12 protein-coding genes are annotated in these 11,345 nt (G+C 69.6%); 3 read left to right on the forward strand and 9 right to left on the reverse strand.

All coding sequences use genetic code 11. From position 1 onward, the window contains the following. Positions 1-2 precede the first annotated feature (2 nt). The 7 genes from whiA to MHN84_RS06220 all read right to left on the reverse strand — a co-directional run bounded on the left by whiA (position 3) and on the right by MHN84_RS06220 (position 7,280). On the reverse strand, positions 3-980 hold the full coding sequence (whiA, locus tag MHN84_RS06190) for a DNA-binding protein WhiA (protein WP_221361351.1): 978 nt from the start codon (positions 978-980) through the stop codon (positions 3-5). After that, a complete protein-coding gene (gene yvcK / locus MHN84_RS06195) occupies positions 977-2,008 on the reverse strand; it encodes a uridine diphosphate-N-acetylglucosamine-binding protein YvcK (RefSeq protein WP_241203741.1) in 1,032 nt (343 codons plus the stop codon). Before yvcK ends, whiA begins: the two co-directional genes overlap by 4 nt. Further along, a complete protein-coding gene (rapZ, locus tag MHN84_RS06200; RefSeq protein ID WP_241203742.1) occupies positions 2,005-2,895 on the reverse strand; it encodes an RNase adapter RapZ in 891 nt (296 codons plus the stop codon). The genes yvcK and rapZ overlap by 4 nt, the downstream gene beginning before the upstream one ends. Then, on the reverse strand, positions 2,892-4,943 hold the full coding sequence (gene uvrC / locus MHN84_RS06205) for an excinuclease ABC subunit UvrC (RefSeq protein ID WP_241203743.1): 2,052 nt from the start codon (positions 4,941-4,943) through the stop codon (positions 2,892-2,894). Before uvrC ends, rapZ begins: the two co-directional genes overlap by 4 nt. A gap of 113 nt (positions 4,944-5,056) precedes the next feature. Next, positions 5,057-5,533, reverse strand: a complete 477-nt coding sequence (locus MHN84_RS06210; protein WP_241203744.1) for a PH domain-containing protein — start codon at positions 5,531-5,533, stop codon at positions 5,057-5,059. Continuing rightward, complete coding sequence (ribH, locus tag MHN84_RS06215) at positions 5,530-6,012, reverse strand: 6,7-dimethyl-8-ribityllumazine synthase (protein ID WP_241203745.1); 483 nt, start codon at positions 6,010-6,012, stop codon at positions 5,530-5,532. Before ribH ends, MHN84_RS06210 begins: the two co-directional genes overlap by 4 nt. After that, complete coding sequence (locus tag MHN84_RS06220; protein ID WP_241203746.1) at positions 6,009-7,280, reverse strand: bifunctional 3,4-dihydroxy-2-butanone-4-phosphate synthase/GTP cyclohydrolase II; 1,272 nt, start codon at positions 7,278-7,280, stop codon at positions 6,009-6,011. The genes ribH and MHN84_RS06220 overlap by 4 nt, the downstream gene beginning before the upstream one ends. Positions 7,281-7,392: 112 nt before the next feature. Between MHN84_RS06220 and MHN84_RS06225 the strand changes: the two genes are divergently transcribed. Further along, positions 7,393-8,085 (forward strand): DJ-1/PfpI family protein, encoded by a 693-nt coding sequence (locus MHN84_RS06225; protein ID WP_241203747.1) that lies wholly within the window; start codon positions 7,393-7,395, stop codon positions 8,083-8,085. Here MHN84_RS06225 and MHN84_RS06230 read toward each other — a convergent pair whose 3' ends face one another. Then, a complete protein-coding gene (locus MHN84_RS06230) occupies positions 8,086-8,682 on the reverse strand; it encodes a riboflavin synthase (protein WP_241203748.1) in 597 nt (198 codons plus the stop codon). A 61-nt stretch (positions 8,683-8,743) separates the two neighbouring features. Here MHN84_RS06230 and MHN84_RS06235 point away from each other — a divergent pair, with 61 nt between their 5' ends. Both MHN84_RS06235 and MHN84_RS06240 read left to right on the forward strand, forming a co-directional pair. Then, entirely contained in the window at positions 8,744-9,448 is a 705-nt protein-coding gene (locus tag MHN84_RS06235; RefSeq protein ID WP_241203749.1) for an LppX_LprAFG lipoprotein, read from the forward strand. Continuing rightward, positions 9,448-11,037, forward strand: coding sequence for an MFS transporter (locus tag MHN84_RS06240; protein WP_241203750.1), 1,590 nt, complete (start codon positions 9,448-9,450; stop codon positions 11,035-11,037). The genes MHN84_RS06235 and MHN84_RS06240 overlap by 1 nt, the downstream gene beginning before the upstream one ends. Here the strand turns inward: MHN84_RS06240 and MHN84_RS06245 are convergent. Further along, complete coding sequence (locus MHN84_RS06245) at positions 11,004-11,186, reverse strand: hypothetical protein (RefSeq protein WP_241203751.1); 183 nt, start codon at positions 11,184-11,186, stop codon at positions 11,004-11,006. The genes MHN84_RS06240 and MHN84_RS06245 overlap by 34 nt on opposite strands. Between the last annotated feature and the right edge of the window lie 159 nt (positions 11,187-11,345).

The raw sequence follows: 11,345 nt of genomic DNA on the forward strand, positions 1-11,345 counted from the left end.
ATTCAGGCGTCCTCGAGCAGATCCGGCGTCACCGCCGACTCGGTGTCGGGGATGCCGTCGATCTTGGCCTTGCGGTCGGCCATCGACAGCAGTCGCCGAATACGTCCTGCCACAGCATCTTTGGTCATCGGCGGGTCGGCGAGCCGGCCCAGCTCCTCCAACGACGCCTGCCGGTGCGCGACACGCAGGCTGCCCGCGGCGGCCAGATGGTCGGGCACCGTGTCGCCCAGGATCTCCAGTGCCCGCTCGACCCGTGCGGCCGCGGCCACGGCAGCGCGGGCGGACCGGCGCAGGTTCGCGTCGTCGAAGTTGGCGAGCCGGTTGGCCGTCGCACGCACCTCGCGCCGCATCCGGCGCTCCTCCCAGGTCAGCCGCGTGTCCTGGGCACCCATGCGGGTCAGCAGCGCGCCGATGGCCTCGCCGTCGCGGACCACCACCCGGTCGGCGCCGCGCACCTCGCGCGCCTTGGCGCTCACACCCAGCCGGCGGGCGGCACCGACGAGCGCCAGTGCAGCTTCCGGGCCCGGGCAACTCACCTCCAGCGCCGAGGATCGGCCCGGTTCGGTCAGCGACCCGTGCGCGAGAAACGCTCCCCGCCAAGCGGCTTCCGCGTCGGCCACGCTGCCGCCGACCACCTGCGCGGGCAGGCCGCGCACCGGACGGCCACGCAGATCCAGCAGCCCGGTCTGGCGCGCCAGCGCCTCGCCGTCCTTGGCCACCCGCACCACGTAGCGGGTGCTCTTGCGGATACCGCTGGCCGAGAGCACGTGCACGACGGCGTGGTAGCCGTACAGGTCGTAGATGTCCTTGCGCAGCCGGCGCGCGATGATGCCGAGGTCCACCTCGGCCTCGACGACAACCCGCCCCGACACGATGTGCAAGCCGCCGGCGAACCGCAACAGCGCGGCCACCTCGGCGCGGCGAGCGCTGACCGAATTCACCACGAGCCTGCTGAGCTCGTCTTTGACCTCGGCTGTCATCGCCACGGGTCGTCACCTCTCGGTCGGTTCACTGTCGGTGTGGGCACCGTCTGCGGTGTGCCGGGGGGTGCTGCTCCCCCTGGCGTGCCCCGTCGGAGCACGCCTTCCAGCGCCGCCGCCAACCTCGCGGGGTCATGTAAAGGTGTACCAGGTCGGCACACGTCGGCGAATTCGACGCGGGCCTCGAGCATCGTCGCGGTGCGGCGCAGTTGGTCCCGCTCACGCTCGCTGGGGACCCGCGACGAGTCGACGATGATGTCGTTGACCGTGAAGGTGGGCGCGTGCTGGGCCAGCACGTGGATGTGGCGCTCGACGGAGAACCCGGACGTCTCGCCGGGTTCGGCGACCAGGTTGAGCACCAGCGCGCGCCGTGCGGTGGTGCTCTGCAGGGCCGCGACCAGTTGGGGCACGAGCACGTGCGGGATGACGCTGGTGAACCACGAGCCCGGCCCGAGGACCACCAGATCGGCGTCCATGATCGCGTCGACGGCCTGGTGGGTGGCCGGCGGATCGCCCGGCAGCAACCGCACCCTGCGCACCTTCCCGACGGTCGTGGCGATGGCGACCTGACCGCGGATGGCGCGGCTGACCCGCGGGTCGGACTCCAGGCCGGCGACGTCGGCCTCGATGCTCAATCCCATCGGGCACATCGGCAACACCCGGCCCTTGACGCCCAGGATGCGACCCAGTTCGTCGAGCGCGGCCACCGGATCGGCGAGCACCTCGTTGAGGCCGGCGAGCATCAGATTCCCGATGGGATGGCCGGCCAGTGCGCCGCTGCCCCCGAAGCGGTGCTGGATGATGGTGGCCCACAGCCGACCGTGCGGGCTGTCGGATGCCAACGCCGCCAATGCCATTCGCAGATCGCCCGGCGGCACGATGTCCAGTTCGCTGCGCAGCCGGCCCGACGAGCCGCCGTCGTCGGCGACCGTCACGATGGCGGTGACGTGCGGGGTGAGGCGCCGCGCCGCCGACAGGGTGGCGTACAGGCCGTGCCCACCGCCGAGGGCGACGATGCGCACACTCATTCGCGCCCCAGGTCCCGGTGCAGGACACGCACCGTGAGCGCGGCGTCCTGGAGCCGGTCGGCCAGTGCCTCGGCCATGGCGACGCTGCGGTGTTTGCCCCCAGTGCAGCCGATGGCCACGGTCATGTAGCGCTTCCCCTCCCGCCGGTATCCGTCGATCACGACGTCCAACAGGTGATGGTAGGAGTCGATGAACTCCACGGCACCGGGTTGGCCGAGGACGTAGTCACGAACCCGGGGATGTTGCCCGGTGTGCGGGCGCAGCTCGTCGATCCAGTGCGGATTGGGCAGGAATCGCACGTCCATCACCGTGTCGGCGTCCATGGGGAGCCCGTACTTGTACCCGAACGACTCGACGGTGACGTTGGTGTTGGCCACGGTTTCGGCCGCGAACGCGCGCTCGACGCTCTCCCGGAGACCGTGCACCGACAGAGACGACGTGTCGATCACCAGGTCCGCGGCGGCCCGCACCGGGGCGAGCAGTGCCCGCTCGGCGGCGATCCCCTCGGCCAGCGTCTGATTGCCCTGCAGCGGATGGCTTCGTCGATTCTGCTCGTAGCGGCGTACCAGCATGTCGTCGGACGCTTCGAGGAACACCACACGGGGAGTGATGTCGCGCGCCGCCAACTCGCTGCGCACGCCGTCCAGGTCGCCGGTGAAGCCGCGGGAGCGCACGTCCATCACCACGGCCAGCTGGGTGATCCGCGAACCTGCGGCCAGCCCGAGGTCGACCATCCGCGCGATCAGCTCCGGCGGCAGGTTGTCGGCGACGTACCATCCCAGGTCTTCGAGGACCTTGGCCGCGGTGCCGCGACCGGCTCCCGACAGACCGGTCACCAGGACCACGTCGATTCCGCCCGATTCGCTGTGCATGTCCGCTTCTGTCATCCCGTCACCGTGCTCCGATCATCGCCGATCTGCGACGCCCCCGCCCCGTGTTCGGTGTGCTGTTGCGCATCGGCTTCGGCAACCGGGTCGGCTGCAGGTGGCTCGTCGACCGTCACCCCCAGCGCCTCCAGCACGGCCGTGGCCGTGGCCACGCCGATGCCGGGCACGGCGGTGATCTCCTCCACCGACGCCTGACGCAGCCGCGCCAACGAACCGAAGTGCGTCACCAGCGCCTTGCGCCGGTGCTCCCCCAGTCCCCGCACCGAATCCAGCGCCGAGGCGGTCATCCGCTTCGACCGCTTGCTGCGGTGATAGCTGATCGCGAACCGGTGGGCCTCGTCGCGGACCCGCTGCAGAAGATACAGCCCGTCGCTGTTGCGAGGCATGATCACCGGGTCCGCTTCGGACGGCACCCACACCTCTTCGAGCCGCTTGGCCAGCCCGATCACCGCCACATCGGTGACACCGAGGTCGTCGAGCACCGCCGCGGCCGCGTTGACCTGCGGGGCGCCACCGTCGACGACGAACAGGTTGGGCGGGTATGCAAAACGTCGAGCACCGGCGGCCTCTCGGTCATGCTGCACGGGCTGCTGGGTGTCGCGCAGATGGCGGTGGAACCGGCGGCGGGTGACCTCGGCGATGGAGGCCACGTCGTCGGAGCGTCCGTCCCCGGCAGCCTCGCGAATCGCATAGTGCCGGTAGTCGGACTTGCGGGGCAGCCCGTCCTCGAACACCACCAGCGACGCGACCACGTCGGTGCCCTGCACGTGGCTGATGTCCACGCACTCGATGCGCAACGGCGCATCCTCGAGCCCCAGGGCTTCTTGGATGCTCTGCAGCGCAGCGCTTCTCGCGGTGAAGTCGCCGGCCCGCTTGAGCTTGTGCTGGTTCAGTGCCTGCTCGGCGTTGCGCTGCACCGTCTCGGCCAACGCGCGCTTGTCACCGCGCTGGGCGACCCGCAGCGACACCCGCGACCCACGCAGCTGGCACAACCAGGTCTCCAGTTCGGGGGCCGTCTCGGGCAGCACCGGCACCAGCACCTGCTTGGGTACCGGGTTGGTGGTTTCGTCGCCGCCCTCGTCGGCGGCGCCACCGAGCGCGGCCTGGTCGCCGTAGAACTGGGTGAGGAACTGCTCGACCAGGTACTCGAGCGTGGATTCCCCCGGTTCGCCGGACTTTTCGATCACCCACCCGCGTTGACCGCGCACCCGGCCGCCCCGCACGTGGAACACCTGCACGGCGGCTTCGAGATCGTCATCGGCGAATGCGACCACATCGGCGTCGGTGCCGTCGCCGAACACGACCGCCTGTTTCTCCATCGCCCGGCGCATCGCGCCGATGTTGTCGCGCAACCGGGCCGCGCGCTCGAAGTCCAGGTCCTCGGACGCGGCGTTCATCTGCTGTTCCATCTCGCGGATCAGCCGATCGGTCTTACCGGCCAGGAAGTCGCAGAAGTCCCCCACGATCCGGCGGTGCTCGTCGGCGCTGACCCTACCGACGCAGGGCGCCGAACACTTGTCGATGTAGCCGAGCAGGCAGGGTCGCCCGATCTGGCTGTGCCGCTTGAACACTCCGTTGGAGCAGGTGCGGGCCGGGAACACGCGGGTGAGCAGATCGAGGGTCTCGCGGATGGCCCACGCATGGGAGTACGGCCCGAAGTACCGGACTCCCTTGCGCCGCGGTCCGCGGTAGACCTTGAGCCGCGGATACTCCTCGTTGAGCGTGACCGCGAGCACCGGATAGGACTTGTCGTCGCGGTAGCGGATGTTGAACCGCGGATCGAATTCCTTGATCCAGTTGTATTCGAGCTGCAGCGCCTCGACTTCTGTGGTGACCACCGTCCACTCGACACTCGCCGCGGTCGTCACCATCTGCCGCGTGCGCGGCGCCAGCCCCGACAGATCGGCGAAGTAGGAGTTGAGCCGGCTGCGCAGGCTCTTGGCCTTGCCGACGTAGATGACCCGGCGATGCGCATCGCGGAATCGGTAGACGCCCGGCTCCACGGGGATCGACCCGGGAGCAGGTCGGTATGTCGCAGGATCCGGCACGGACCCAGGTTACTGCGACGCCCTGACGGGGCGGAGCGAGCCGGTGGCGGATGCGCCGATCGGCCGTGCGGAGCCGCGGGAGATCGTGACGAACGACACGGCAGACGGCGCGCTCACGGGTGCCGGCGGTTGATCCCGTCGGCACCCTGATAGCGCTCCATCGCGGCGCGCACGCGATCCATCGCGTCGACGGCCCGCGCTTTGTCGACGGCCTGGATCGCCATCACCGGCACGTACTCGTCGTCGGGCAGATCCAGCCGGGCCCACCGCGCCCCCGCATGGAACGACAGGCCGCGCACCAGCTCCCAGTCGAACAGCCGGTAGCCGAACAGGTTCCGGACCGCGACACCGGCGGCGCCGACGCGCAGTCGTGGCCGGGCGAACAGGCAGACCGCCGCGCCGAAGACCACGCCGAGCGCGGCGATGGCGACCTGGTCGGAGGTCTGGAATATCACCCCGGTGGTGCCGACTTTGAGCAACACCCCCACGATCACGTGGGCGGCGACGATCACGACGGCGGCCGCGTAGGCGAATCTCGGGGTCAGGTGTGGCTTGACCTCCACATCCCACTCCCGATCCCGGCCGCTCATGACGGTGAGGCGAGCCCGCGCAGCGTCAACGCCGTCGACAGCGCGGCGGCGGCCGCCTGTGCGCCCTTGTCCTCGGCCGACTCGGGCAACCCGGCTCGATCGAGGGCCTGGTGTTCGGTGTTCACGGTGAGCACGCCGTTGGCCACCGGGGTGGACTCGTCGAGCGACACCCGAGTCAGGCCCTGGGTCACCGCGTCACACACGTAGTCGAAATGCGGTGTCTCCCCGCGGATCACGACTCCGAGCGCGACGACGGCGTCATGGCTTCTGGCCAGCGCCTGGGCGACCACCGGGATCTCGATCGCCCCGAGCACGCGGACCACGGTCGGATCGGCGACCCCGGCCTCGGCGGCGGTGCGGCGCGCACCGTCGAGAAGCGCATCGCAGATCGTCTCGTGCCACGTGCTCGCGACGATCGCCAGGGACAGCCCGGATGCGTCCAGCTCCGGCATGTCGGGAACGCCTGCAGCAGGGCTCATTTCGTGCCACCCAGGTCGCCGGGCAGCGCCTCGTCGTAGTCCTCCAGGCCGACGAGGTCGTGGCCCATCCGGTCCCGCTTGGTCATCAGATAGCGAATGTTCTCGGAGTTGGCCCGCACCGGCAGCGGCACCCGTTCGATGATGTGCAGGCCGTAGCCGTCCAGGCCGACGCGCTTGGCCGGGTTGTTGGTCAGCAGGCGCATCGACCGCACGCCGAGGTCGACGAGGATCTGCGCGCCGGTGCCGTAGTCGCGGGCGTCGGCCGGCAGACCCAGCTTCAGGTTCGCGTCGACGGTGTCGTCACCGGCGTCCTGCAGCTGGTAGGCCTGGAGTTTGTGCATCAGGCCGATGCCGCGGCCCTCGTGGCCCCGCATGTAGAGCACCACGCCGCGGCCTTCCCGGGCCACCATCGCGAGTGCGGCGTCGAGCTGGGGGCCGCAGTCGCACCGGCGCGAGCCGAACACGTCACCGGTCAGGCACTCCGAGTGCACGCGCACCAGAACATCGTGCCCGTCTTCGTGGGGACCGGCGATCTCGCCTTTGACCAGGGCGACGTGCTCGACGTCTTCGTAGATGCTCGTGTAACCGACGGCACGGAACTCGCCGTGCCGGGTCGGGATGCGGGCCTCGGCGACCCGCTCGATGTGCTTCTCGTGCTTGCGGCGCCACTCGATGAGGTCGGCGATCGAGATCAGGGCGAGATCGTGTTCGTCGGCGAAGATCCGCAGCTCGTCGGTCTGGGCCATCGCGCCCTCGTCCTTCTGGCTGACGATCTCGCAGATCGTGCCGGCGGGCTGCAGGCCGGCCAGTCGGGCCAGGTCGACGGCGGCCTCGGTGTGCCCGGGGCGGCGCAGTACGCCACCGTCCTTGGCGCGCAAGGGAACGACGTGTCCGGGCTTGGTGAAGTCATCGGCCACCGCGGACGGATCGGCGAGCAGGCGCATCGTCGTCGCCCGATCGGACGCCGAAATGCCGGTTCCCACACCGTGTTTCGCGTCGACGGTGACGGTGTAGGCGGTGCCGTGCTTGTCCTGGTTGACCGCGTACATGGGCAGAAGGCCCAGGCGGTCGCAGATCTCCCCGTCCAGGGGCACACAGAGGTAGCCGGAGGTGTAGCGCACCATGAACGCCACCAACTCGGGAGTGGCCTTCTCCGCGGCGAAGATCAGATCGCCTTCGTTCTCGCGGTCTTCGTCGTCGATGACGACCACGGCTTTGCCTGCGGCGATATCGGCCACCGCCCGCTCGACCGAATCCAGCCTCGTCATCCTCACCACCTTGCCGGTCCCCGTGCGGGAAACCACGTATGTCCCGTTCAGTATGAACCACGCGACAGCCCACGTTATTGCCCGCCTGAGTGGGGCCACGATACTTCCTGTCATGACGCACACCGACGCTCTCACGATCGGAGCCGTCGTCTTCGACGACGTGGACCAGATCGACGTCACCGGGCCCTATGAGGTCCTCGCGTCGTTGCCGAACGTGACGCTCACCACGTACGGGCTCACCGATGCGCCGGTTCGGGACTACCGCGGCCTGCGACTGCTGCCCGACGCCGTGATCGACGACGCCCCCCAGCTCGACGTGCTGCATGTGCCGGGTGGGCCCGGCCAGCAGGCGGTGATGGAGGACGAGCGGCTACTGGACTGGTTGCGCGCGCAGGACACCGGCGCCCGGTGCGTGCTGTCGGTGTGCACCGGCGCGTTACTGCTCGGCGCGGCCGGGCTGCTGCGGGGTCGTCACGCGACCACCCACTGGGCCGCGCTGGACGTGTTGCCGATCCTCGGCGCGACCGCGCGCACCGAACGGGTGGTGATCGATGGCACATTCGTGTTCGGTGCCGGCGTCACCGCCGGGATCGACGCCGCCCTCGTGGTCGCCGCGATGCTGTACGGCGAGGACGAGGCCCAGGCCGCGCAGCTGACCATGCAGTACGCCCCCGAGCCGCCGTTCGGCGCGGGCTCGCCGGAGTCCGCACCCGAGGCGGTGCTGCGCACCGTCACCGACCGGATGACCGCCATGCGGCAGGCCCGCATCGACACGGCGCGGCGCATCGCCGCCCGCTGGGAATGACTACCTGCCCTGCCCCATCAGCCGCTCGACGTACTTGGCGATGACGTCGACCTCGAGATTCACCGGCGCACCGACCTCGGCACGCCCCAGTGTCGTCATGTCGAGCGTGGTGGGGATCAGCGACACCTCGAACCAGTCAGGGCCCAGCGCCGACACCGTCAGCGACACCCCGTCGACGGTGATCGACCCCTTCTCGACGACGTAGCGCGACAGTGCCTCGGGCAGACCGATGCGCACCACCGTCCAGTGCTCCGAGGGAGTGCGGGAGACGATGCGGCCGGTGCCGTCGACGTGCCCCTGCACGATGTGGCCGCCCAGCCGGCTGCTGACCGCCGCCGCACGCTCGAGATTCACCCGGGTGCCGACGTCGGCGCCGGTCAGGCTGGACCTGTTCAGCGTCTCGGCCATCACATCGGCGGAGAACGATCCGTCGGCCAGCACGTCGACCACGGTCAGGCACACCCCGTTCACGGCGATCGAATCTCCGTGCCCGGCATCTGAAGTCACGATCGGGCCACGAATGACCAAACGTGCGGCATCGCCGAGGTTTTCCCTGCCGACGATCTCGCCCAGTTCTTCGACGATTCCGGTGAACACCTGTCCAGCCTAGGCCCACCGGCGGACGGTCCCCCCCCGGCGCACCCTCTACGATGCAGGCATGCAGACCCGCCTCTTGGCGCTCGTCGCCGCCCTCTTCGCTGTCGTCACCCTCATCGCGGGGTGCTCCGGCTCGTCGTCCCAGGATTCCGGGACCGACCTGCCCGATGCCACCACGTTGCTGCGGGAGTCCGCCGACACCACGAAAGCCCAGACCAGCGCACATCTGAAGCTCGCCGTGCAGGGGCAGATCGCCGAGCTACCGGTGGAGTCCCTCGAGGGCGACCTCACCCAGAAGCCGACGGTGGCCGCCAAGGGCACCGCCGACATCGTGTTCCTGGGCCAGAAGCTGGAGGGCGTCGAGTTCGTGGTGGCCGACGGCGACCTGTATGCCGCGATCACCGCCGGGGGCAGCCTGTCGAACTTCGGCCCGGCGGCCGACATCTACGACGTCGCCGCGATCCTGAGCCCCGACAGCGGCCTGGCCAACGTGCTGGAGAATTTCTCCGACGCGAAGTCCGAGGGCCGGGAGACGATCGAGGGCGTCAAGACGATCCGCATCACCGGCAACGTGCGGGCCGACGCGGTCAACAAGATCGCGCCACAGATCGCCGCGAAGGGGCCCGTCCCGGGCACCGCGTGGGTCGCCGAGGACGGCAACCACGAGCTGATGCAGGCCCGCCTGGAACCCACCCCCGGCAACAGCGTGACGATGACGCTGTCGAAGTGGGGCGAGCCGGTGACGGTCGACAAACCGGCGGTGTGATGCACAACGCACCCGCCCCCGCGGCGAACCGCAGCATCGCGATCGCCGCCGGTGGCCTCGCGGTCCTGCTGGGAGCGCTCGACACCTACGTCGTCGTCTCGGTGATCCGCGACATCATGGCCGATGTCGGGATCGCCATCAACCAGATCCAGCGCGTCACCCCGATCATCACCGGCTACCTGCTGGGCTACATCGCGGCGATGCCGCTGCTGGGCCGGGCCTCGGACCGGTTCGGGCGCAAGCTGCTGCTCCAGGTGAGTCTGGCGGGCTTCGCCGTCGGCTCGGTCGTCACCGCGCTCTCGACCGATCTGACGATGATGGTGATCGGCCGCGCCATCCAGGGCGCCGCCAGCGGGGCCCTGCTACCCGTGACGCTCGCGCTGGCGGCGGATCTGTGGGCCAGCCGCAATCGCGCCGCCGTCCTCGGCGGTGTCGGCGCGGCCCAGGAGCTGGGCAGCGTCCTCGGACCGCTCTACGGGGTGGCCCTGGTGGCCGCCTTCAGTCACTGGCAGGCAGTGTTCTGGGTGAATGTGCCACTTGCCGCGGTCGCGATGGTGATGATCCATTTCAGCCTGCCTGCCGCGGACAAGGACCGGGTGAAGGAGAAGGTCGACGTCGTGGGCGGGTTGCTGCTCGCCGTCGCCCTCGGACTCGCCGTGGTCGGTCTGTACAACCAGGCTCCGGACGGCAAGCAGGTGTTGCCGAGCTATGGCCTGCCCGTGCTGATCGTCGCGGCGGTCGTGGCGGCCGCGTTCTTCGTCTGGGAGAGGTTCGCCACAACACGGCTGATCGACCCCGCCGGAGTGCATTTCCGGCCGTTCCTGGCGGGTCTCGGCGCGTCACTGTGCGCCGGCGCCGCGCTCATGGTGACGCTGGTCAACATCGAGCTGTTCGCCCAGGGCGTGCTGGGCAAAGAGCAGCAGGAGGCGGTGTTCCTGCTGGTCTGGTTCCTCGGTGCACTGCCGATCGGCGCGCTGGCGGGCGGATGGCTCGCCACGAAGGTCGGCGATCGGATCGTCGCCTTCCTCGGGCTGCTCATCGCCGCAGGTGGGTACTGGCTGATCTCGACGTGGACGGTCGACGTGCTGAGCGCCCACCACGACCTCGGATTCGTGCGGCTGCCGACCTTCGACACCGACCTCGCGATCGCCGGTATCGGCCTCGGGCTCGTGATCGGGCCGCTGACCTCGGCCACCCTGCGGGTGGTACCGGCGGCACAGCACGGCATCGCCTCGGCGGCGGTGGTCGTGGCGCGAATGGTCGGCATGCTGATCGGCATCGCGTCGCTGTCGGCGTGGGGGCTCTACCGGTTCAACCAGTACTTCCAGGAGCGCCTGGCCGCGATCCCTGCGCCCACCGGCGTGTCACCCGGCCAGATGCTCCTCGAGCAGGGTCGGCGCCAACTCCAGGCGACACGCGAAGCGTACGTGCTGCAGTACGGCGAGATCTTCGTCATCACCGCGGTGGTGTGTGTCGTCGGGGCGCTTCTGGGGTTGTTGATCAGCGCCAGGGACGAGCGCGCCGACGACCCCGACGAGCGCTCCGACGCGGCGCCTCAGCAGCGCTCGAGCCCACGGCCCATCAGCTGAGGCGCGGCGGAGAGGTCATCGAGGTCGGGGACGTCGTCGATCCGGGAGGTCTCATCCATGGTCAGGCCCCGCCACGCATCGCGGATCACCGCTTTGATCGTCTCCGGGGTGACCGGGCTGTAGCTGAGCCAGTCCTGCAGTGCAGTCATGCTCTGTTCCTTTGTTCGTGCTCACCATGCGCAACTCGTCGGTGAAAGCGCGATATTCCCTGCCAGTCTAACGAGGGATCCACGGGGTGGGGTCCACACCTTCTCCGGGCGCGCCGCTCGCAGGCGCCTGTGGAAACCCTTGATGGACAATGGGTAACG

Origin of the sequence: Mycobacterium sp. PSTR-4-N, assembly GCF_022348085.1 — a bacterium.
Classification (GTDB): Bacteria; Actinomycetota; Actinomycetes; order Mycobacteriales; family Mycobacteriaceae; genus Mycobacterium.